Genomic DNA, 21,384 nt, shown 5'->3' with positions numbered 1-21,384 from the left:
GGTAGTCGGCGCTGGCACCGGGAGCCTGGCGACTGGCTCACGCGTTCAGCGCTCGACGCGCTCGATCGTCACGATTCGGGGGGCATCGGCATCCAGATCCTCGTCTGCGACACCGTCGTCGGCGACGCCTACGGGCCGCTCCAGCTCGATGTCCCACCAGGAATCGGCGATCGACGAGGCCATCTCACGACCCCACTCGACTACGACGACCGAATGCGCGAGGTCAACATCGAGGTCGTCGAGCTCCGCGGCCGATCCCAGCCGGTAGGCGTCGACATGCACGAGCGGTGCGCGCCCGACGAGCGAGGGGTGGGTGCGAGCAATGACGAAGGTCGGACTCTGCACAGGGCCGCGCACGCCGAGTCCTTCAGCAAGCCCACGCGTGAAAGTCGTCTTGCCAGCACCCAACGGACCCGTGAGCACCAGCAGATCACCTGCTTCGAGCTGCTCCCCCATGACGAAGCCGAGACGCTCCATGTCGTCCGCGGTGGCGATCTCGCGGCGACCGAGGAATGCCGGGTCGACGCTCATGCGTTTCTCCGCGGCACCCGGTTGCCGATGCGGGTGACGATCTCATAGTTGATCGTGCCGGCGGCATCCGCCCAGTCCGTGGCCGATGGCGCACCCAACGTCGGGTCGCCGAACAGCACGGCTTCATCGCCCACCGCCACGGAGGTATCACCGACGTCAACGACGAACTGATCCATCGCGATGCGTCCGGCGACGCGGAATCGGCGACCGTTGATCAACACGGGTCCACGTCCGGATGCTTGGCGCGGGATGCCATCGGCATAGCCGAGCGGAATCAACGCCAGGGTGGTCTCTCGGTCGGTTCGGTGGTCGTATCCGTAGGAGACGCCGGCGCCGGGCCCGACCCGGCGCACCGCAGCGACAGCGCCGCGGAGAGTCATAGCGGGGCGAAGGCCGAGATCGGCTGAGGAGCGGTCGTCGAACGGCGAGAGCCCGTAGAGGCCGATCCCGATGCGGACGGCATCGAGGCGGGTTTCAGGCAGATCGATGGCGGCCGCGGTGGCCGCGATGTGCCGGATCTGAGGTCGGACACCCGCGGCTGCCGCGGCAGCCGTCCCCTCGTCGAACTGGGCGAGCGCGGCCCGGTCGTCAGCAGCCGAGGCGTTGGAGAGGTGGCTGAACAAGCCGATGATCTGGACCCGGCCGATGCGCTCGAGGCGCGCGGCCTCAGCAAAGATTCGCCCCCAGTCAGCGGGTGCGATGCCGTTGCGGGACAGACCCGTCTCGAGCTTCAGGTGCACGCCGACGGGGCTATCGACGCCGGCTGCGGCTCCGGCGGCTTCCAGCTGGTCGAACGAGGAGATTCCCACCTCGATGCGGTTCGCGGCGGCGAGATCGAATCGCTGGCCCGGCTCGTGCAGCCACGCCATAATCGGGGCGTTGACGCCCTGCCGACGCAGGTCAATGCCCTCGGGCACCTCGGCGACGCCGAGGCGGGTGGCTCCGCCGGAGAGCGCTGCGACGGCGCTGGAAGCGGCACCGTGTCCGTAGGCGTTGGCTTTCACGACGGCGATGACCTCGGTGCCGGTGAGTCGGCGCAGGTGCCGGGTGTTATCGGCGATCGCATCCAATTCGATGGTCGCTTCGCGGAACGGGACAGTCACAGCGGCGCTCCTTCAGCGACGACGAAGGCGGTGGCAAGACCAGCATCGTGGGACATGGTCAGGTGCAGGTTCAGGATGCCCCGACTGGCCACGGCCTCGGCTGTTGTGCCGGACAGCACGAAGTGCGGCTTGCCGGACTCTTCGGATGCGATCTCGATCTCGGTCCAGTGCACACCGTCGGAGCCGCCCAGAGCCTTGATCAGAGCCTCTTTGGCGGCATAACGCGCGGCAAGCGAAGCTAGCCGGAGCGTACGCTCCGACGGGGCGAAGAGTCGCTCCATGAGCCGCGGTGTCCGGGACATCGTGCGCTCGAACCGCGGGATGTCGACGAGGTCGATGCCGGTGCCGATGATCACGCTTCCAGCCTACTCGCGCAGTGGCCTGGCACAGATTTCGCCCGGGCGGCCGGCGGCGCGGTGGCGCCGGCACGGATGTCGGCTCGGCTCTACGGATGCCAGGAGATTCGGGGGAATTGGACTGACCGGTGTGGAAATCCACCGACAAGTGGACCAGAGCCACCCGCGGCCTGACCAGTTCTGCACATCTCGGGCTATGCCCGTTTTGTCCACAATCGCCCGTTTCGGCCTCGTTCGAGGCCGCAGTTCCGGCACGCTCGGGACATGTTTCCTCCTGCAGTCCTCCTTGACCGTTTCGGCGGCATCGCTCGCGGCACTTTCCTTCAGCAGTTCGGATGTACGCGAAAACAGCTTGCTGCCGACGTGCGAATCGGCAGCATCCACAGGGTCCGTCCCGGTGTTTTCGCCATCCCGACGGCAGACGCGAGAGTCGTATCCGCCGCAGCGCATGGCGGAGCGCTCACGTGCAACGCAGCGCTTCGTTTCCACGGAATATGGATTCTGCCCGATCCAGACGACGAGGTTCACGTCTGGATGGGCGCGGCGGGCCGCAGCCATCCGCATGAGCGATGCGTCTGCGTGGTGCATTACTCTCCCGGCCGCGCCGAACTCGGACTCGCCCCGGTCGCCGCGGCCCTCGTCCATGCGTACCGGTGCCTGAGCCAAGAGGCGTTCTTCGCCGCGTACGAATCGGCATGGAACAAGCGACTCATCTCCGCGACCGACCGGGCACGTATCCGTCGTGAGCTGCCCAAGACCGCAGGCTGGCTGCTTGATCTGGCACGCGCTGACGCTGAGAGCGGCCTGGAATCGCTTCTGCGGCTTCGCCTGCATCTGCTCGGTATCCAGCTCGAATGCCAAGTAGCCATCGATGGGGTCGGCCGCGTGGATTTCGTGATCGGTGGACGTGTGATCCTCGAGGCAGATGGCAAAGACAACCACACGGGCGCGAAGCGCCACAAGGACCTGATGCGGGATGCCGCGGCATCCGTTCTGGGATACGAGACTCTGCACTTCGACTACGCGATGATCCTGCACAACTGGGATCTGGTCGTCGCTGCCATTCTGCCAGCGATCGCGCGCGCTCGCGCGTGACGACAGGTACGGATGTCAGTCAGAAAACACGGATGCCTGCGCAGCCACCTGATTCCGGCAAACATCCGTGGAATCGACCGACAAGTGTGCCCGGGCGGCCAGCAGCGCGGCCGCACCCGACCCGGTTACTCGACGGTGACGGATTTGGCCAGGTTGCGCGGCTGGTCGACGTCGAGTCCCTTGGCCGTGGCCAGTGCCATGGCGAAGATCTGCAGCGGAACGACGGTGAGGAGCGGCTCGAACATTGCGCCGGCGAGCGGAATGCGGATGACCTCATCGGCGAAGGGCAGCACTGCGGCATCGCCCTCTTCGGCAACCACGATCACCTTGGCGCCGCGAGCGCGGATCTCCTGGATGTTCGAGACGACCTTCGAGTGGATCAGCGCCGAGTGACGCGGCGACGGCAGGATCACAAACACCGGCTGGCCGGGCTCGATCAGCGCGATCGGACCGTGCTTGAGCTCACCTGCAGCGAAGCCTTCGGCGTGGATGTAAGAGATTTCCTTGAGCTTGAGCGCACCCTCGAGCGCGATCGGATAGCCCACGTGGCGGCCGAGGAACAGCACCGAACGGGTATCTGCCATCCAGCTGGCCAACTGCGAGACGTGGTCGTGCTCTTCTTCCAGCACCCGAGCGATCTTCTCGGGGAGGGTGGCGAGCTCTTCGACGGCGGTCTCATCGGTCAGCGTGTCGCGCACACGACCCATGTGCAGGCCCAGCAGCAGCAGCGCCGTGATCTGCGCAGAGAACGCTTTGGTGGATGCGACAGCGACCTCGGGGCCGGCGTGGGTGTAGACGACGGCATCCGATTCGCGCGGAATCGTCGCACCCTGCGTGTTGCAGATCGACAGCGTCCGGGCGCCGCGCTCGCGCGCGTACTTGACGGCCATGAGTGTGTCCATGGTCTCGCCGGACTGGCTGATCGAGATGACGAGCGTGTCGTCGCCGATCACCGGGTCGCGGTAGCGGAACTCGTGCGCGAGCTCGACGTCGGTGGCGATGCGGGCCCACTGCTCGATGGCGTATTTTCCGACGAGGGCTGCATAGGATGCCGTGCCACAGGCGGTGATGATCACCCGGTTGATGCCACTGAAGAGGTCATCGAGCCCCTCGAGTTCGGGGATGACGACCTGTCCGTCCTGAACGCGGCCACGAATGGTGTTCGCGACAGCCTCGGGCTGCTCGGCGACCTCCTTCGCCATGAAGGAGGACCATCCGCCCTTTTCTGCGGCGGCAGCATCCCAGGAGACGTCGAACGGCTCGGCTTCGACGGGCGTGCCCGCGAAGTCGGTGACGGTAACCGCGGCGGGTGTGATCGAGACGATCTGATCCTGGCCGATCGCCAGGGCCTTGCGGGTGTGTTCGACGAAAGCGGCAACGTCGGATCCGAGGAAGTTCTCCCCCTCGCCGAGTCCGATCACCAGCGGAGAGTTACGGCGAGCGCCGACGACGAGGTCGGGGTGGTCCTGGTGCATCGCGAGCAGAGTGAAGGCGCCCTCGAGACGGTTCACAACGTTCTGGAAAGCGGTCTGCAGGTCGGGGGTCTTCGCGTATTCCTGGCCGAGGAGCGCGGCGGCGACCTCGGTGTCGGTTTCGCTGCGGAACTCGACGCCCGCAGCAAGCAGCTCTTCGCGCAGAGCTGCGAAGTTCTCGATGATGCCGTTGTGGATGACGGCGAGCTTGTCACCATCGGCGAGGTGCGGGTGGGCGTTGACGTCGGTCGGTCCGCCGTGGGTCGCCCACCGCGTGTGGCCGATCCCGGTGTTGCCGTCACTCAGCGGCGAATCAGCGAGCGATTCGCGCAGCATACTGAGCTTGCCGGCTTTCTTTCGCATGCCGAGGTGGCCGTCACCATCGATGATGGCGATACCAGCGGAGTCGTAGCCACGGTATTCCAACCGTGCAAGGCCGGCGATAAGGATGTCCTGGCTGGGGCGCGGCCCCACGTATCCGACGATTCCACACATAAAGTACAGAATAAACGCGATATTTTGCGAGTCGCCCGAACGAACCCTGCGGCAGTGTGGTCAGAGTTTGCGCAGCAGCACGCTCTCGACTGAGTGATCGGCACCCTTGTTCAGAACAAGGCTCGCCCGATGCCGAGTCGGCATCACGTTCTCGACGAGGTTCGGCATGTTGATGTCGTTCCAGTATCCGAGCGCGGTGGCGCGTGCCTCATCGTCAGTGAGATGGGCGAACACGTTGAAGTACGACGACGGGTTACTGAACGCGCCCTTGCGCAGCGCGAGGAAGCGGTCGACGTACCATTTCTCGACGTGCGCGACATCGGCGTCGACGAAGACTGAGAAATCGAACAGATCACTGACGGCGACGTCGTTCGGCGCGGGTGGCGGCTGCAGCACGTTCAGCCCCTCGACGATCACGACATCGGGCCGGCGCACGACGACGCGTGCATCGGGGACGATGTCGTAGCGCATGTGCGAGTAGAAGGGTGCCCGCACCTCGGGTGCACCAGATTTCACCTCGGTGAGAAACTCCAGCAGCGCGCGCCGGTCGTAGGACTCGGGGAAGCCCTTCCGGTCCATCAGCCCGCGCCGTTCAAGCTCAGCGTTCGGGTAGAGGAAACCGTCTGTGGTTACGAGCTCGACCCGGGGCGTGCCCGGCCACCTGCTCATCAGCTCACGCAGTAGACGTGCGATCGTCGACTTTCCCACCGCGACGGATCCTGCGACGCCGACCACGAACGGGGTCGTGACGTCATCTTCCTGCAGGAAATCACTGGTAGCCGCACCGAGTCGCTTCGTCGCCGTCGCGTACAGGCTGAGCAGACGACTCAGCGGCATATAGACCTCACGCACCTCATCGAGGCTGAGGCGGTCTCCGATCCCTCGGATCTCGACGACCTCGGTCTCGCTCAGCGGCTGATCCAGGCCCTCGGCCAATCGCGCCCACTCCGCACGTCCGATCTCGCGGTACGGCGACAGTGGCAGCGTGGGGTCGGCGGTAGTCACGGCATCCATCGTATCGGCGTGGATGCCCTGGACCATCGCTCCGAGTCATAACGCTTCTACACCGGCAGCAGCCGGCAGCAGCCGGCAGCAGCGACCGAGCACCTCGACATCACGCTCCGACGTTGAACTGCCGAAGTCGCGCCGCATCTCCTTCGACGTCAAGGACAGTGAGGCTGGGTGCTGCGACGGGATGGATGCGGCTGGCACCGAGTCCAACGAAACGATCCAGCACCGCACGGATCGTGCCGCCATGGGTAACGACCAACACCGGTCCCGGATGGGCTGCCGCGCTACGCACAGCGCCAGATACCCTGGCACGGATCGCCTCCGCCGGTTCACCGCCCGGAGGAATGAGCATGCCCTCGCGCCACTGGTGGTAGGCGGGACCGATCATCTGCGGCGTCGCGCCTTCCCATTCACCGAGACTGTGCTCGATCCACGCTGTGTCGATGATGGGTGGGACATCGCTCAGCAGCGCGGCTGTGGTGCGTGCGCGGGTGAGCGGTGAGACGACCACGGTCTGCGGGTTCCAGGGTGCGATGATCTCCGCGAGCGCCGTGACCTCTGCGCGACCTTGCTCGGAGAGATCGATGTCGGTCCTTCCCTGCATTCGCTGCTGACGATTCCAGTCGGTCTCTCCGTGTCGGACGAGTAGCAGTGTCGTCACAGTCGCTGTCCGTCCGCACCAAAGCACGCCGCCGGTCTCTCCGGGAATCGAAGGCGAGTGCTCTCCCCCGGAATCGCTGCCCGGTCGCTGACCACGGTGATCCGATGTCCTGCCTCAGGAGCAACGCGTCCGGTGACCAGGTGTCGTCCCGCCTGCGGCGTGGATTCGACGACCTCGAAATCAAGCGTCCCCTGCGGATGCATGGCGACCTCATCCGGGCGGAACATGAGGTGTGCGGCATCCGCCGGGAGCGTCATCGCGGTGTCGAGAATGATCTCAGCACTCCTGGGCAGGAGGACCGCTGCGGGGCTTCCCAGGAAGGAGGCGACGAACATCGTGGCGGGAGCCTCCAGCAGCTCCGTGGGTGTGCCGAACTGCTCGAGCCGCCCACCGTTCATCACCGCGATGTGCGTGGCGAGCGCCAGCGCCTCGACCTGGTCGTGCGTGACGTACACGCTCGTCGCGCCGCTACTACGGTGCACGCGGCCGAGCTCAGAACGCGTCTCGACTCGCAGGCGCGCGTCGAGGTTCGACAGGGGCTCGTCGAATAGCACCACCTGCGGACGGGGTGCGATCGTGCGGGCTATGGCCACACGCTGCTGCTGCCCGCCTGAGATCAGCGCCGGTGTGCGATCGGCCAGATGCGCGATCTCCAATGATTCGAGAACCGCTTCCACCCGCGAAGCACGATCTCGGCGCGACCATCCGGCAACGGTGAGCGGCCACTCAACGTTCTGCTTCACCGTCATGTGCGGCCAGAGCGCATAGCTCTGGAATACCATGCCGATGCCCCGCTTCGAGGGCGGGACGCTGATTCCGCGGGTCCCGTCCGCGATTACGCGGTCTTCGAACGAGATGCTGCCGCTGGTTGGGTCCTCGAGACCGGCGATCATCCGCAGCGTCGTGCTTTTACCGCAACCTGACGGGCCGAGCAGCACAAGGAAGGCGCCGGAGGGGATCTTCAGCGACAGATCTGCGACGGCATCCTGTGCTCCGAAGCGCTTGCCGAGCCGATCGATGGTGATTTCAGTCATGAGATCTTCCGTTCAAGAGAGCGGTTCTTTTCGAGCGAACGCGCGCACAGGGTCGCCGCCACTGAGATGGCCGCGATGATCAGGGTGATGACACCGGCCTGCTGGGCGAAGCCCTCCGAGGCATAGCGGAAGGTCATCATCGACAGCAGCGGGGTCGCCGGCGTCACGAGCAGCACGACGACCGAGAGATCGCGCACCATGGTGACGAAGACGAGGATGCCGCCGTTTGCAAGTCCCCTCGCCACAAGCGGAATCGTGATGCGCGCGAGGCGGCGAGGACCACCTGCCCCCGTAAGCACGGCGGCTTCGTCGAGTTCGGGTGCAACCTGCCCGAGCGCGGACTTCGCCGTTTGGAACGCGAACGGGATGCTCGCGGCAATGCCGGCAAGCACAAGGATGCCGAACGTGCCGTACAGCGATCCAAAGGGCCCGATCGGCGCGCCGAACTGCGCGATGAACGCCGCTCCGAGTGCCACGCCAGGAATGAGGAAGGGCACATACGCCAGCAGATTGATCGCGCCATTCATTGTGCGCGCCCGCGGCATCCTCCGGATGACGTATGCGGCGACCAGTCCGATGAGAACCGCCCCGATCGCGACGGCTGCCCCGAGCCCGAGGGTTCCTCCGAGCGCCTGCAGCACGGTGGGGTCAAGTAGCACGCCGCGCATGCCGTGCGAGATCGACGGATCGGACTCCCCGATCCAGTAATGGAGTGTGAATCCGCCGTCGAAACTGTTCGTGCGCCTCAGGAACGTACTCACAATGAGCACGATGGCGGGAATGATCGCGGTGATCACGACTGTTGCCCACGCAGTCGTCGCCAACGGCGCCCTCCAACCGCCCGTTCGAGTGACGCGTGCACGGGTGGCCTTGCCGGTGATGGTGGAGAACGACCGACCTCCGGTGATCCGGTTGCCGCCGAAGAGAATGATGCCGGCGACGACAATGAGCAGGATCGAGAGCACATAGCCACGTTCGGCATCGCCTGTGGAGATCGCTCCGTACAGGCGTGTGCTCAGCGTCTGGAACCGCACCGGGAGTCCCAGCAGCGCGGGGACGGCGAAGTTCGATACGCCTTCGGCGAAGGCGAGGAGGAACCCGGAGAGCACGGCCGGTGTCACAGCGGGGATGACGATGCGCGCGGCGACGCGAGTACGGGAGGCTCCCGTTAGCTCGGCGGCGGCGACAAGATCTCCCCCAACGTTCGAGAGAGCTGCGGCGATGACGACGAAGCTCAGCGAGTAGTAGTGCGCAACGAGGGTGAGGATGACGGGAACCGGACCCCAGGCGAGCCAGTCCGGCACCGGAACACCGAGCGAGAACAACAGTCCGGTGCTACCGCCGATCAGGTCGTTGCGGAAGATGCTCTCCCAGGCGAGTGCGATCGCGAAGCTCGGCAGCGCGAACGGAATGGCGGCGAGAACGCCGATCACCCGGCGACCAGGCACGTCGCTCATGACGACGATCCAGGCGAGGAAGGCGCCGATAACGGTGGCGATGATTCCGGTTCCGAGGCCTACGAGCAGCGAACCGCCCAGCGGCTGCCAGAACAGCGCCGCCGACATCGGGCTGGCGAGCACATCGCCCCAGGCTCCGTCGGCGTCCTCTCCGACAGTGGCCGCCGTGAGCCCCGCCAGTGGCAAAGCGACAAGGATGACGAGTACCGCGAGCACGGCGATGGCCAGCCACAGAATGGGCCGGCGCACCGCCGCGCGCACGCGGATGGAAGCACTCACTGGATCGTGAGAAGGAAGTCCGCGACGTCGGAGCGGTGCTCGGCCGAGGCCTCCGGGTCGATCTGCCAAGCGCCCAGCTCGTCGAGGCTCAGAGCATCGGCGGGTGTATCGATGTCCGTGCGGGTCGGATAGTCGCCCGCGACGTAGAACGGCTCGAATCCGGCTCCTCCGGTGGAACTGTCGTCACCCATCATGTAGTCGATGAGCAGACGGGCAGCGGCCGGGTTCTCCGCCCCGGCGGTGACGCCGAGGTACGCGGGGAAGACGATCCCGGGCGCGGGAGCGACACCTGAGGCCACTTGCAGCGCCCAGCCTTCCTCTTCGTTATCGCGGCGGTCGGAGTACGACGTGAACCCGACGGGTGGAGCGTCCTGCCCCGTTGCGCCAACGGCGGCATTGACCGTGTCGGTGTCATCGACGAGCACGGCGTCATTGGCGTAGAGGTTCTTCAAGAACTGCAGTCCGGCATCCGGCATACCGTCTTCGAGAGCGATCTCCTCACCGAAGTGCTCGGTGTATGCATCCGCCATCTCGTCGGCGCGCAGCGAGAACTCCGTGGCAAGGTCGAGGTAATCGCCACGCACGTTGGGGTCGACGAGCACGACTTTACCGGCCCATTCCGACTCGGTGAGCTCCCAGAGATTCGACACTGGCGCACCGTCAGGGTGCGCTTCTTCGTTGTACATGAGCACCTTCGTCGAGAGGCGGTTCGCGACCAGCGGAGCCTGATGCTCGGACGGCAGCGCCTCGGCTACACGTGCGGGGAGGTATGGCAGCAGTACGCCATCGGCGAGAAGCTCGGTGACGACGACGGGGGCGTCGGAGACGTAGGCGAGGTCGGCCGTCGCGCTGCCGGCTGTGTGCTCGGTCGCAAGTCGTGTGATGAGCTCACTGGAGGAGATGTCGCTGGCGACGACGTCGATGCCGGGGTACTCGGCCTCGAACGATTCCTCGATGGCGGCGATCCGGCTGGTGAAGGCGTAGACGACGACTTCGCCTTCGTCGGTGGCCATGTCGACGAGCTCATCGTGCGTGAGGGCATCCCAGTCGACATCGGCGGACGGCGCGGATGCTGCGGGTGCGCTGCATCCGGCGAGCGTGACCGCCAGGCCGCAGGCGACGAGGACGGCGGTGGCGGCGGTGATCGGGCTGCGGAGCGGTTGCCAGGTCATGATCGTTCCTTTCGAGGGATTTTCAAGGGAATTTCGAGGGCGTACGGGGTAAGCGACTACGGATGCGGTGGGACGGATGCTGCGAGCCGGTGTCACCGGTCGAAGCGCTCGAGCAGAGACTCGAGACGGTCGAGCGAGCGCAGGACGCGGTCGGGCGCTTGGCGGGCGATGGTGAGAATCAGGGCGTTCGCGATGGCCATAGGGACGGTCAACGTGAGGAACTCGTCCCCACCGCCGCGCGGTGCTGCGAGCACAGCATCCGGTTGGGGCGACAGCGAAAGCAGGGTGTCTGTGAGCAGCGCGGTGTATGCGCCGGTCTCACGTGCGAGCTCGAGCACGGGTACGAGGTCGCGCGGTGCCCGACGGAAAGCGCAGGAGAGGATGAGATCGCCCTCGCTGAGCGTGGCGAGCTGCTCGGCGACATCGCGGACAGGACCGTCCAGGGCGGTGACGCGGATGCCACTGCGGCGCAGCCGGCGCTCGAGCAGGTCGACCAATACGGTGGCGTTGCCGTGTCCGAAGAGGTACACGTGTCCAGCGGCGAGCACCCGGGCGGTGAGGTCGTCGAGGTCATCCTGACTGATGTGCTGTGGGAGGGCTGTCAGAGCGGCGATCTCGTCGTCGACGAATCCACCGATGACGTCGTCCGGATGCCGCTCCAGACGGCCTCGGATCCGCTGGGAGGGGCCGGAGCCAGCTAGGTAGTCCTGTCGGAGGGCGTCGCGCAGCCGGGGGTACCCGTCGAACCCCAGACGCTGCGCGAAACGCGTGGCAGCCGACTGGTGCAGGCCCAGGGGATCGGTGAGCTCGGCTGCCTGCCAGAATGCGGCCTCTGCAGGTCGTGCCTGCAGCACGGCGACGAGTCGACGGTCGGTCGCGGTCAGCGCGGAACCGTGGTTCTTGGCGAGGTCGGTGATGAGCACGTTCTGGACGCTATGCGCAATTTCACTTGCATTGAGCGCAAGCCATGCGAGTTCACGTGCCGTTCATCGGTCCGCCGACCCGCGGTCACCACGAGCCGTCGCCGATGCGCTTGTCCGCGCAGTTACGCCAGATGCGCGTAGTCTCTTTCCGTGCGCTTGGGAATCCTCGATATCGGTTCGAATACCGTCCATCTCCTCGCCGCGGATGCCCGCCCCGGTGGCCGTCCGCACGCGACGACGAGTGACCGCACTGTGGTGCGCCTGATGCGCTTTCTCACACCCGAGGGCGCGATCAGCGAGGAGGGCGTGCGTGCGCTCGAAGCCGCCGTCACCCGGGCGCGGCACATCGCTGAGGCTGAGAGAGTTGAGACGCTGCTGGCCACGGCAACCAGCGCGATCCGTGAAGCGGCCAACGGCACCGAGGTCATCGCGCGCATCGAGAAGGCTCTCGGTCAGCCCCTGCAGGTGCTTACCGGCGAGCAGGAGGCCGATCTCACATTCCTCGCCGTCCGGCGTTGGTTCGGCTGGGATGCCGGACGCATCCTGCTGCTCGATATCGGCGGCGGCTCATTCGAGTTCGCGGCCGGCGCGGACGAGACCGCGGAGATCGCAGCATCCGTCCCGCTCGGGGCTGGGCGCATGACCGTGCAGTTCCTGCCGGAGGATCCGCCCGGTGAGGATGCTGTCGAGCTGCTGCGCGCGCACGCGAGAACGGTGCTCGCACCAGTGACCGAGAAGCTCAACGCCCTCCCCCGCCCTGATCACATCGTCGGCTCGTCGAAAGCGATCCGGTCGCTGGCGAACCTTGCTGGTCGCGAAGTGTCCGGGCTGGGATTCAACCGCACAGTGATGTCGCGCTCGGCCCTGAAATCGTGGATTCCACGGCTCGCTCGCATCCCAGCATCCGCTCGTCAAGAGCTGCCGGGAATCACGCCCGATCGCACGTTCCAGATCGTCGCCGCCGCCGTCTGCCTGCATACGGCGATGAGCATGCTCAACCTCGATGAGCTCGAAGTCTCACCCTGGGCACTGCGCGAAGGGGTGCTGGTGCGCTACACCGAATCGCTCAGCTGGGGCGGCGTCGGGATCTGACGCGCGAGGTCGACAGACCCGCCTAGCAGCCCTATCGCCGCACACTTGCAGGGTGATCGTACGGCTGCAGGGCGAAACGCCGATGGATGCCCCGACATCCGTGCATACGCCCTGCAAGTGTGCCGGGTCGCACTCAGCAGGGTCGCACTCAGCCGGGGCGCACTCAGCAGGGTCGCACTCAGCAGGCGCCGACACTCAGAGCGCGAGCCGCTCCTTGACCACATCGGCGAGCTTCTCCGCGTGCGCCTGAGCGGACTCTACGTCCGCGGCCTCGACCATCACACGCACGAGGTTCTCCGTGCCGGACTTGCGCAGCAGCACTCGTCCGGTGTCTCCGAGTTCCGCCGTCACTGCGGCGACGGCATCCTGCACGCCCTCATCGTCAGCGCAGCGCTCCTTATCAACGTTTCGGACGTTGATAAGGACCTGCGGATACACGGTCATGACGCTGGCAAGTTCGGCGAGCGACTTCTTCTGGTGCGCCATCTCGGCCACCAGATGCAGCCCGGAAAGCACACCGTCGCCCGTGGTGGCGAATTCGCTCATGATGACATGCCCGGACTGCTCGCCGCCCAGCGCGAAACCGCCGGCGTTCATGTCCTCGAGAACGTAACGGTCTCCGACAGCGGTCTGGCGCACGGTGATGCCGTGCTCTTTCATCGCAATATGCAGACCGAGGTTGCTCATCACGGTCGCCACAAGCGTGTTGTCGGTGAGGTGTCCGCGTTCCTTCATCGCCACGGCGAGAATCGCCATGATCTGGTCTCCGTCGACGACATTGCCGTCGGCGTCGACCGCGAGGCAGCGGTCTGCGTCGCCGTCATGTGCGATGCCGACGTCAGCGCCGAGTCGAACCACCGCCTCGGCGAGGTTGTCGAGATGCGTCGAGCCGACACCGTCATTGATGTTGATTCCATCGGGTTCTGCCCCGATGACGGTGACCGTGGCACCGGCGGTCTTGAATGTCTCCGGTGAGACTCCGGATGCTGCGCCGTGCGCACAGTCCAGCACCACGTGGATGCCGTCGAGCTGATGCGGAAGCGACGCGAGAAGGTGCAGCTTGTAGCGGTCCTCCGCGTCGGAGAAGCGCTGGATACGACCGACGCCTTCACCGGTGGGAAGAAGCATCTCCCCCGTCATTGCCGCTTCGATGCGCTGCTCGACGACGTCCGGGAGCTTTACGCCACCGCGGGCGAAGATTTTGATTCCGTTATCGGGTGCCGGGTTGTGCGAGGCAGACACCATGACGCCGAAGTCGGCATCATGGTCGTTGACGAGGAATGCCAACGCCGGAGTCGGAATGACGCCAGCGTCCAGAACGTCGACGCCGGATGCTGCGAGGCCGGCAGAGACAGCGGCTACGAGGAATTCACCGGAGACGCGCGGGTCGCGGGCAACCACGGCGGAGAGCCGCTTGCCCTCGGACTTGCGAGTCTCTGCAGTGCGGCCCTGGCCCAGGACGACAGCTGTCGCCTGGGCCAGGGTGAGCGCGAGGTCGGCGGTGAGGATGCCATTGGCAAGTCCTCGCACACCGTCCGTGCCGAAAAGCGGCATCGGGACTGTGGACCTTAGCGCTTCGAGTACTGAGGCGCCTTGCGGGCCTTCTTGAGACCAGCCTTCTTGCGCTCGATGACGCGGGCGTCACGCGAGAGGAAGCCGGCCTTCTTCAGGGTCGGACGGTTGTTCTCAACGTCAATGCCGTTGAGGGCACGGGCGATGCCGAGACGCAGTGCGCCGGCCTGGCCCGAGTCGCCGCCACCCGAGATGCGTGCGATCACGTCGTACGCACCCGTGAGGTTCAACACGGTGAAGGGGTCGTTGATCAGCTGCTGGTGCAGCTTGTTCGGGAAGTAGTCCTCGAGCGTACGGCCGTTGACCGTGATCGTGCCCGAGCCGGGGACCAGACGCACGCGGGCGATGGCCTGCTTGCGACGGCCGACGGCTGCGCCGGGGACGTTCAGCACGGGACGGGGAGCCGTCTCCGTTGCCGTGGTCTCCGCGCTGGAGGTCGAGTAGTTCTGAGGGGTTTCGGTGGTGTCCTGAGTATCAGCCACGAGAATGTCCTTCGTAATCTTTGCGGCGCTTACTGGGCGACCTGGTCGAGTGTGTACGTCTGAGGCTGCTGCGCGGCGTGCGGGTGCTCAGCACCGACGTACACCTTGAGCTTCGACAGCTGCTGACGGCCGATGCTGTTCTTGGGGAGCATGCCGCGGACGGCCTTCTCGACAGCGCGGACGGGGTTCTTCTCGAGGAGCTCCTCGTAGGTGACCGCCTTCAGGCCGCCCGGGTAGCCCGAGTGGCGGTAAGCCTTCTTCTTCTGGAGCTTCTGACCCGTCAGCGCAACCTTGTCGGCGTTGATGATGATGACGAAGTCACCGGAGTCCATGTGGGGGGCGAAGGTCGGCTTGTGCTTGCCGCGCAGGAGCGCTGCGGCGTGCGAGGCGAGGCGACCGAGAACGACGTCGTTTGCGTCGATGACGACCCAGTCACGCTGAATCTGCCCGGCCTTCGGGGTGTATGTACGCGTCACAATAGTGCTGCTTTCTTGTCGAACGGAGAGGTTCGTGAATCCCACTCCGGGGTGGTTCCCTGAGGAACACGCCAGTGGAGGGCTCACGTTCGTGGCACTCGGCAGTCGAGTACCAAAGATATAGCTTACGCCATCAGCCTGATGCGGCCAAATGGACATCGGCGTGAGGGGCGCCTCGGTGGCAGGGGTCACCTCGTGCCGCACACCCGGCCGCACCGCGACCACACGCGCCACCTCCGCAACCCGCGACCCTCCCTGCACAGGTTCCGAAGGGACCGAGTTCTCCACGGTTCGTGGTGTTCGGCATCCCGAGCATCCACCTCGACGAGCACAGTTGCCAATATGTCCCCATCTCCCCGACCTCTCCCACCGGAACTCGGCGGGCAGTTCTCTGTTCGCCGCGCGTCCGATGCCGGCGCCACCCGCCGCAGGATGCGCGCACGCGACCTCACCCGCCCCTTCCGCGGCGTGCGCCGCAGCGTCAGATTCATCGAGGAGCGGGGTGCCGCAGCCGAAAGAGACAATAAGCCGTACGCCGAGTTCCGCCGCAAGCGCCAAGAGCTGATCGACGACGCGCACGCGTATGCGATGGTCATGCCGCCAGGCGCCTTCTTCTGCGGCGCAACGGCGGCGGTGATCGGCGACAGCCTGCCGGTGAAGTTCCCTGACGCGCTGGACGTCGCAGTAGTCGCGCCGCAACGCGCACCTCGGGCGAAGGGCGTGCGTGGGCGGAAGGTAGCCGAGCATCTTGTCACAATCGGCCAGTTCGAGGGTCTGCGGTTGACGAGTCCGGCGAGCACTTGGGCGATGCTCGGCCGTGATCATGACCTGCGCGATCTCGTGGCGATTGGTGATGCGCTCGTGCAGATTCCTCGCGACAACTTCGGGCTTCAGCATCCGGAGTTTGCACGCGCCACCATCGCTGACCTTGCCACCGAACTCGCCCGCGGTCCGCGTCCACCGTCGACGAAGAAGCTTCACGAAGCCCTGGGGCTGATCCGCGTGGGAAGTTCCTCCGTACTCGAGACGGAGTTCCGACTGGATGCCGCGGCTGCAGGCCTGCCCGACCCTGAGCTTGACATGGAGATCCATTACGACGGCACCCGACTGGGGATCTCCGAGTTCGTGTACCCGCGATATCGAGTGGTCGTGGAAGTCGAGGGCGATCACCATCGCACATCCCGAGGTCAATGGAATCGTGACATCGAGAAGTATCAGGCCTACGTCGAAGCAGGGTGGGAGACCATCCGCCTGACCTCATCACACATTCGCGGTCGCGAGGCGGATGCCGTGCAGCGGGTTGCCGCAGCTCTCAAGCGCCACGGCTGGGTCGGCTGAGCATCCGTCACGCAGCGAAGCCGCGCCACGCCGCTCGCGTGGGTGTCGCAAACGGCCGCGCCAGGCGCCCGCTCCCGCCACCAAGCGACACCTCCCGCGCATGCCCGACCCACCGAACTCACGCCGCGCTGAAGCGGGTGTCGCAAACGGCCGCGCCAAGCGCCCGCTCCCGACACCAAGCGACACCTCCGCGAGCGGGCGCGCCGCGTCGGCGTGGCGCTACGCGGGGAACGGTACGTGATGAGCGCGGCCGGATGGCGCGTGCTCGTATCGCTTCTCGGCCCGCAGCCGCTCCTTCTCGATCCCCTCGAAAGCAGACCAAACCGATTCGGCGAACACGTCTCCCCCGGCTGCCGCCGGATGGATCCCGTCGCCGGCGAGCAGATCCTGATGGGGAGCGATGGCACCCGACCAGTCCGCGATCCAGACCCGACGGTGACTGTCGGCGAACGCCTCAAGGTCTGCGTTCACGCCCGGAATCCAGTCGCGCGGTGCGACCGCGTTGACGAGGATCAGATGCCGCTCCGGTCCGATGATCTGCAGCATCTGATTGAGCACGCCCGTATCGACCGGCCCATTCGTGCCAAGCGCGACGACGACGTTTTCGCGCAACTGCCCGTTCCCGGCCAGAGCCGAGAGAATGTCGGGCCCGGCCCAGATCGATCTGGACACCTCCGCGTCCACGCTGATCCCGGGAAACTTCTGCATGAGTGATGGCGCCGACGCCAGCATCACCGAGTCACCCACGGCGGTGATATCCACGCCTTCCGGGATGACGATCTGATCGTCGGATGCTTCGGGCGAAGCCGAAGCCGAAGCCGCCGGCGATGCGGACGCAGACGGCGACGGAGACTCGGACGGCGACGCGGACGCGGCTTCTTGCACAGCCTGCTCGCCGCGGTGGATCGCAGCCGACGCCGAGGTCGCATGCGGCGCCTGCACGATCGCGGCAGAGGTTCCGGCCACGGCGATGAGCGCGACGGTCAAGGCTGCCAGTCCGGCGAAGCGCGCGAGCGGCCTTCCCGTGATCCGCCTCCCGAGCGCGCCCAGAGAGCGCCGGAAACCGTAACGGCGAAGCGGCTGCTCCACGAAGCGATAGGAAAGCGCCGTGGCGACGAGCGACAGCACGAGCGCCAACATTCCCTCCGCCCACGGCACCCCGCCCTCCGGTCCGTAGCCACGCACCCCCGACAGCACCAGGACCAGAACCGGCCAGTGCCAGAGATATATGCCGTAGGAGCGGTCCCCAACCCAGCGCAGCGGTGCAGCATCCATTCCCCGGCCGAACCAGGACCCCGGCCAGATGCCGGCAAAGACTGCCAGCACGCTGCCGGCGGTCGCCAGTAACAGGGTTCCGGGGAATGTCACCAGATCAGGTGATTCCGGGATCGTCGAGGCAACGACGATCGCTCCGATGCCGACGATCCCCACCAGCAGCGCGCAGACCTGCATCCCCCGCCGGCGCATCCATTCCCGATCGGGCATACCGGCCGTGGCCAGAGCCAGCGCAATGCCGAGCAGCAGCCCGAAAGCGTGCGCGTCGGTTCCGAAGTAGGCGCGTGTGACCTCCCCGGCCGACACGAGCTGTGCCATCCACCAGGCCGACCCGCCGGCTGCGACCATGAGGAGCGCGACGCGCGACCATCGTCCCGGGATCAGCAGCACCAGCGGAAGTAGCAACGGCCACACCACATAGAACTGCTCTTCGACGGCGAGCGACCAGAAGTTGCGGAACAGCTCCGGGGCGGTCGCGGTGAAGTAGTCCGTTCCGTCCGCGACGGCGAGCCAGTTGTAGCTGAAAGTGGCCGCCCCCAGCACCTGCCTGCCCATTCCCACCAGCAGGTCGCCGCCGAGCAGCCACGCCACTGTCGCACACACCGTGATCACGACCACGAGCGCGGGCAGCAGTCGACGAGCGCGACGGCGCCAGAAATCGATCAGTCGACCAGGTCCGCGGTGCGAGGGACGCAGCAGCAGCGAGGTGATCAAGAACCCGCTGATCACGAAGAAGACGTCGACACCGACGAATCCGCCCGGCAACGGAAGTGCCGGGAAGAGGTGGTAGACGACAACGAGGATGACGGCGACTGCACGCAGGCCGTCGAGGCCCGCGAAGCGCGTGGAGGAGGAAGGAGTCTGCGTCATCGTGGAGAGGTATGCATCGGCGTGCGGCCGAGAAGAATTCAAAAGCCCAGTCTAAGCTGGCCAGGTGCGAATTCGGCTGGACATCGCCTACGACGGCACCCACTTCCGCGGCTGGGCGAAGCAACCGGGGCTGCGCACGGTGCAGGGATCGCTGGAGACGGCACTCGAGCGGATCGTCGGCTCCCCGGTGCATCTCGTCGTCGCCGGACGAACGGACGCCGGAGTGCACGCCTCCGGCCAGGTCGCGCATCTCGATCTCACCGAGCCGCAATGGGCACGCCTCGAATCGCGAAATGGCCGCAGCGCCCACAGCCCGGCGGAGTCGATAGCTCGCCGCGTGCGCGGGGTGCTCGGCTCATACCCAGATGTCACCGTGCACCGCTCCTCGCTCGCGCCGACCGGTTTCGATTCCCGATTCTCGGCGGTGTGGCGCCGCTATCGCTATCGCCTCGCAGATGATGTCACCGGCTTCGACCCCGCCCGCCGCCTCGACACCACGAGCATCCGGGGTGAGCTCGACGTCGAGACGATGGATGCTGCGGCGCAGTCGCTGATCGGACTCCATGATTTTGCGGCCTATTGCAAGCCGCGGGAGGGCGCGACGACGATCCGAACCCTTCTCGACTATCGCTGGCAACGCGATGCCGACGGGGCACTGGTCGCCGAGGTGAAGGCCGATGCTTTCTGCCACAGCATGGTGCGGGCGCTGGTTGGTGCGTGCGCAGCCGTGGGTTCCCGCAGACTCGATGTCAGTGACCTCGTCGCACTGCGCGATGCACTGGAGCGCACGAGCCGCTTCGCCGTCCTCGCCGCGCGCGGACTCACACTGACTGAGGTCGGCTATCCGTCAGATGATCTCCTCGCCGTGCGCGCCGAGCAGACGAGGGCGCGACGCAACTTCGAGTAGCAGTGCCACTACCCGGTGGCCTCCCCCCAGCAGCCACCGGATAGTCGATCGAGCGGACGAAGCCCCATTGATCGCCCCGCGATACGACGGCCCCGGCATCCGGAGGGACGCGATCGGAACCGTACAATGACCTTATTGGTGGGTTCTTCACAGGGATCGGGGGAAACTGTGACGAAGAACGATTCTGACTACGACCGCAGATTCGCCGCTGCGCTGAGCGAGGCGATCATCGCACGCGATGTCTCGCTCACCTGGCTTCATCGGCACCTGCACGATCGGGCCACTCCGGTGTCGATGGCCACGCTGAGCTACTGGCGCTCAGGAGATCGACATCCCGAAGGCACCACCTCACGCGCCGCCGTCGACGAGATCGAAGCATTGCTCGGGCTGAGTCCCGGCAGCCTCAGTGAGCTCATTCAACCCATTGCACGAGTCGGCGCGCTCCCTGCCGCATACGTGCCGAGCGCTGCGGAGATCAGCGCTGCGATCGAGGAGATCACCAAAGTGCTCGGTACCACTCCGTCTTCGGGGCTTCGCGATCTGAGCACGCTGACCACGGTTGAGGTCGGTTCAAACGGTGCGGTGGAGAGCGTCACGATGCGCGCCCTGGTACAGTCCACGATGCCCAGCATGACGTCAGTGCCCCTGTTCGATTTCGTCCCCGAGCCAGGTGTCGAGCCGAAGAAGATAGTGAACGTGATCGGTGGCACGCTCGCCCCTCCGTATGTGCATCCGGGTGGGAAGGTCGTGTGCGACGTTCTCACACTCGACCGGCCTGTCCCTGCCGGCGGGACCACGATGATCGAGTTCACTGAGCTGTATGCACCGGGGTACCCGCAGACTCGGCAGGCGTCTCACGCGGTGTCCAGACCCGCACGGCAGACGGCGATCTGGGTGCGTTTCCATCCGGATGCTGTTGCGGACTGGTGCGAGGAGTTCGTCGATGCCGGGGAGGGTGAGGCCGTCAGGTCGCTTGAGGTGGCAGGTACCTCAGTGCACGTGTTCCGGTTCGGTTTCGGTCCGGCCACGCTGGGAGTGCGGTGGGGCTTCGACGACTGAGCACCGGTTGGTCGTCCATCACGCGGCAGATCGCAGTAGCGTGGACGGTGTGAAGGTCATCTCGTACAACCTACGCAAACACCGTGCTGCAACCGAGCTCGAGGAGCTCGCCGCCGAGCACGCGCCGGATCTTCTCTGCCTCCAGGAATGCGACGTGGCTGCCCTGCCGGACGAGATCGGCGGCCTCGCGCTTGCGGATGCCACGCACGGCAACCGCCTCGGGCTGGCGATCTACTACCGCACGAACACCTTCCGACTGCAGGAGATTCGCACATTCGGGTTGAAGAAGTCGATGCATGACCGCGTTCTCAAGCCCGCTCACGAGCGTGTGCTCGGAGTGCGTCTGCTGGACATCGACGACGGACACGAGCTGATCGTGGCATCTTTCCATGCCGCCCCTCTCACGGCGCTGAACTCGCTGCGCCGGAATCAGATCCGCGCTGCGCTGTCCGAGCTCGAGACGATGGGAGTAGGGCTGCCGGTGCTCATGGTGGGCGACTACAACTACCCGGTGTTCAAGGAGAGCCTCAGCCAGAATGTGCGCGACCACGGCTACACGCTGACGCTCAGCGACGACCGCACCTACACCCGGTATCGAGTGTTCAAGGGGCACTACGACTTCGCCACCTCTGATGGCTTCACAATCGACAGCATCCGCACCCTGCCGCAGCGCTCCAGCGATCACCGACCGATTCTGGTCACCGCGAAGGTGGACTGAGCGGCC

Annotated in this window: 20 protein-coding genes; 6 read left to right on the top strand and 14 right to left on the bottom strand. The window is 65.9% G+C overall.

The window, feature by feature from the left end:
- Nucleotides 1–45: 45 nt before the first annotated feature.
- The 3 genes from tsaE to ACSS7Z_RS03655 are packed head-to-tail and all read right to left on the bottom strand — an operon-like array spanning nucleotide 46 to nucleotide 1,990.
- Nucleotides 46–531, bottom strand: coding sequence for a tRNA (adenosine(37)-N6)-threonylcarbamoyltransferase complex ATPase subunit type 1 TsaE (gene tsaE / locus ACSS7Z_RS03665; RefSeq protein ID WP_438253125.1), 486 nt, complete (start codon nucleotides 529–531; stop codon nucleotides 46–48).
- On the bottom strand, nucleotides 528–1,634 hold the full coding sequence (gene alr, locus ACSS7Z_RS03660) for an alanine racemase (RefSeq protein ID WP_438253124.1): 1,107 nt from the start codon (nucleotides 1,632–1,634) through the stop codon (nucleotides 528–530). The genes tsaE and alr overlap by 4 nt, the downstream gene beginning before the upstream one ends.
- On the bottom strand, nucleotides 1,631–1,990 hold the full coding sequence (locus tag ACSS7Z_RS03655; RefSeq protein WP_438253123.1) for a holo-ACP synthase: 360 nt from the start codon (nucleotides 1,988–1,990) through the stop codon (nucleotides 1,631–1,633). Before ACSS7Z_RS03655 ends, alr begins: the two co-directional genes overlap by 4 nt.
- Before the next feature lie 264 nt (nucleotides 1,991–2,254).
- On the opposite strand from ACSS7Z_RS03655, the gene ACSS7Z_RS03650 reads away from it, so the two are divergent.
- Complete coding sequence (locus ACSS7Z_RS03650; RefSeq protein ID WP_438253122.1) at nucleotides 2,255–3,085, top strand: endonuclease domain-containing protein; 831 nt, start codon at nucleotides 2,255–2,257, stop codon at nucleotides 3,083–3,085.
- Nucleotides 3,086–3,210: 125 nt separating this feature from the next.
- Here ACSS7Z_RS03650 and glmS read toward each other — a convergent pair whose 3' ends face one another.
- The 7 genes from glmS to ACSS7Z_RS03615 all read right to left on the bottom strand — a co-directional run bounded on the left by glmS (nucleotide 3,211) and on the right by ACSS7Z_RS03615 (nucleotide 11,589).
- On the bottom strand, nucleotides 3,211–5,052 hold the full coding sequence (glmS, locus tag ACSS7Z_RS03645; protein WP_438253121.1) for a glutamine--fructose-6-phosphate transaminase (isomerizing): 1,842 nt from the start codon (nucleotides 5,050–5,052) through the stop codon (nucleotides 3,211–3,213).
- A 60-nt stretch (nucleotides 5,053–5,112) separates the two neighbouring features.
- Nucleotides 5,113–6,066, bottom strand: coding sequence for a type I pantothenate kinase (gene coaA / locus ACSS7Z_RS03640; protein WP_438253685.1), 954 nt, complete (start codon nucleotides 6,064–6,066; stop codon nucleotides 5,113–5,115).
- Nucleotides 6,067–6,166: 100 nt separating this feature from the next.
- On the bottom strand, nucleotides 6,167–6,724 hold the full coding sequence (locus ACSS7Z_RS03635; RefSeq protein WP_438253120.1) for a histidine phosphatase family protein: 558 nt from the start codon (nucleotides 6,722–6,724) through the stop codon (nucleotides 6,167–6,169).
- Nucleotides 6,721–7,758 (bottom strand): ABC transporter ATP-binding protein, encoded by a 1,038-nt coding sequence (locus tag ACSS7Z_RS03630; protein WP_438253119.1) that lies wholly within the window; start codon nucleotides 7,756–7,758, stop codon nucleotides 6,721–6,723. Before ACSS7Z_RS03630 ends, ACSS7Z_RS03635 begins: the two co-directional genes overlap by 4 nt.
- Nucleotides 7,755–9,494: an ABC transporter permease gene (locus tag ACSS7Z_RS03625; RefSeq protein ID WP_438253118.1), complete on the bottom strand. Its 1,740-nt coding sequence runs from the start codon at nucleotides 9,492–9,494 to the stop codon at nucleotides 7,755–7,757. Before ACSS7Z_RS03625 ends, ACSS7Z_RS03630 begins: the two co-directional genes overlap by 4 nt.
- Nucleotides 9,491–10,666, bottom strand: a complete 1,176-nt coding sequence (locus tag ACSS7Z_RS03620) for an ABC transporter substrate-binding protein (RefSeq protein ID WP_438253117.1) — start codon at nucleotides 10,664–10,666, stop codon at nucleotides 9,491–9,493. Before ACSS7Z_RS03620 ends, ACSS7Z_RS03625 begins: the two co-directional genes overlap by 4 nt.
- A gap of 92 nt (nucleotides 10,667–10,758) precedes the next feature.
- Entirely contained in the window at nucleotides 10,759–11,589 is an 831-nt protein-coding gene (locus tag ACSS7Z_RS03615; protein ID WP_438253116.1) for a MurR/RpiR family transcriptional regulator, read from the bottom strand.
- Between the two features lie 150 nt (nucleotides 11,590–11,739).
- Here ACSS7Z_RS03615 and ACSS7Z_RS03610 point away from each other — a divergent pair, with 150 nt between their 5' ends.
- Nucleotides 11,740–12,681: a Ppx/GppA phosphatase family protein gene (locus ACSS7Z_RS03610; protein WP_438253115.1), complete on the top strand. Its 942-nt coding sequence runs from the start codon at nucleotides 11,740–11,742 to the stop codon at nucleotides 12,679–12,681.
- Nucleotides 12,682–12,876: 195 nt separating this feature from the next.
- Here the strand turns inward: ACSS7Z_RS03610 and glmM are convergent, their stop codons facing one another.
- Genes glmM through rplM form a run of 3 tightly spaced genes read right to left on the bottom strand, consistent with a single transcriptional unit; the run spans nucleotide 12,877 to nucleotide 15,211 of the window.
- Nucleotides 12,877–14,235, bottom strand: coding sequence for a phosphoglucosamine mutase (gene glmM / locus ACSS7Z_RS03605; RefSeq protein ID WP_438253114.1), 1,359 nt, complete (start codon nucleotides 14,233–14,235; stop codon nucleotides 12,877–12,879).
- 14 nt (nucleotides 14,236–14,249) lie between these two features.
- Nucleotides 14,250–14,735, bottom strand: coding sequence for a 30S ribosomal protein S9 (gene rpsI, locus ACSS7Z_RS03600; RefSeq protein WP_438253113.1), 486 nt, complete (start codon nucleotides 14,733–14,735; stop codon nucleotides 14,250–14,252).
- Nucleotides 14,736–14,764: 29 nt separating this feature from the next.
- Nucleotides 14,765–15,211, bottom strand: a complete 447-nt coding sequence (rplM, locus tag ACSS7Z_RS03595) for a 50S ribosomal protein L13 (RefSeq protein WP_438253112.1) — start codon at nucleotides 15,209–15,211, stop codon at nucleotides 14,765–14,767.
- Nucleotides 15,212–15,553: 342 nt separating this feature from the next.
- On the opposite strand from rplM, the gene ACSS7Z_RS03590 reads away from it, so the two are divergent.
- Complete coding sequence (locus ACSS7Z_RS03590) at nucleotides 15,554–16,549, top strand: putative endonuclease domain-containing protein (RefSeq protein WP_438253111.1); 996 nt, start codon at nucleotides 15,554–15,556, stop codon at nucleotides 16,547–16,549.
- Nucleotides 16,550–16,768: 219 nt separating this feature from the next.
- Here ACSS7Z_RS03590 and ACSS7Z_RS03585 read toward each other — a convergent pair whose 3' ends face one another.
- Nucleotides 16,769–18,736, bottom strand: a complete 1,968-nt coding sequence (locus ACSS7Z_RS03585; RefSeq protein WP_438253110.1) for an acyltransferase family protein — start codon at nucleotides 18,734–18,736, stop codon at nucleotides 16,769–16,771.
- Between the two features lie 22 nt (nucleotides 18,737–18,758).
- On the opposite strand from ACSS7Z_RS03585, the gene truA reads away from it, so the two are divergent.
- The 3 genes from truA to ACSS7Z_RS03570 all read left to right on the top strand — a co-directional run bounded on the left by truA (nucleotide 18,759) and on the right by ACSS7Z_RS03570 (nucleotide 21,378).
- Nucleotides 18,759–19,601, top strand: a complete 843-nt coding sequence (gene truA / locus ACSS7Z_RS03580; RefSeq protein WP_438253109.1) for a tRNA pseudouridine(38-40) synthase TruA — start codon at nucleotides 18,759–18,761, stop codon at nucleotides 19,599–19,601.
- Between the two features lie 168 nt (nucleotides 19,602–19,769).
- The gene (locus ACSS7Z_RS03575) at nucleotides 19,770–20,660 is read left to right on the top strand and encodes a hypothetical protein (RefSeq protein ID WP_438253108.1); all 891 of its coding nucleotides are present in this window, start codon (nucleotides 19,770–19,772) and stop codon (nucleotides 20,658–20,660) included.
- Between the two features lie 49 nt (nucleotides 20,661–20,709).
- On the top strand, nucleotides 20,710–21,378 hold the full coding sequence (locus ACSS7Z_RS03570) for an endonuclease/exonuclease/phosphatase family protein (RefSeq protein ID WP_438253107.1): 669 nt from the start codon (nucleotides 20,710–20,712) through the stop codon (nucleotides 21,376–21,378).
- Nucleotides 21,379–21,384: the final 6 nt, after the last annotated feature.

Origin of the sequence: Microbacterium wangyouchuni (genome assembly GCF_051546305.1) — a bacterium.
GTDB lineage: Bacteria > Actinomycetota > Actinomycetes > Actinomycetales > Microbacteriaceae > Microbacterium.
The sequence above is the reverse complement of the archived record's forward strand: the minus strand, read 5'-3'. Positions and strand labels throughout refer to the sequence as shown.

What these genes read in the sequence shown, in the direction of transcription:
- ACSS7Z_RS03620 (WP_438253117.1), bottom strand. Translation starts at nt 10,666, where the DNA reads ATGACCTGGCAACCGCTCCGCAGCCCGATCACCGCCGCCACCGCCGTC.
- ACSS7Z_RS03630 (WP_438253119.1), bottom strand. Translation starts at nt 7,758, where the DNA reads ATGACTGAAATCACCATCGATCGGCTCGGCAAGCGCTTCGGAGCACAG.
- glmS (WP_438253121.1), bottom strand. Translation starts at nt 5,052, where the DNA reads ATGTGTGGAATCGTCGGATACGTGGGGCCGCGCCCCAGCCAGGACATC.
- glmM (WP_438253114.1), bottom strand. Translation starts at nt 14,235, where the DNA reads ATGCCGCTTTTCGGCACGGACGGTGTGCGAGGACTTGCCAATGGCATC.
- tsaE (WP_438253125.1), bottom strand. Translation starts at nt 531, where the DNA reads ATGAGCGTCGACCCGGCATTCCTCGGTCGCCGCGAGATCGCCACCGCG.
- coaA (WP_438253685.1), bottom strand. Translation starts at nt 6,066, where the DNA reads ATGGATGCCGTGACTACCGCCGACCCCACGCTGCCACTGTCGCCGTAC.
- ACSS7Z_RS03590 (WP_438253111.1), top strand. Translation starts at nt 15,554, where the DNA reads ATGTCCCCATCTCCCCGACCTCTCCCACCGGAACTCGGCGGGCAGTTC.
- ACSS7Z_RS03650 (WP_438253122.1), top strand. Translation starts at nt 2,255, where the DNA reads ATGTTTCCTCCTGCAGTCCTCCTTGACCGTTTCGGCGGCATCGCTCGC.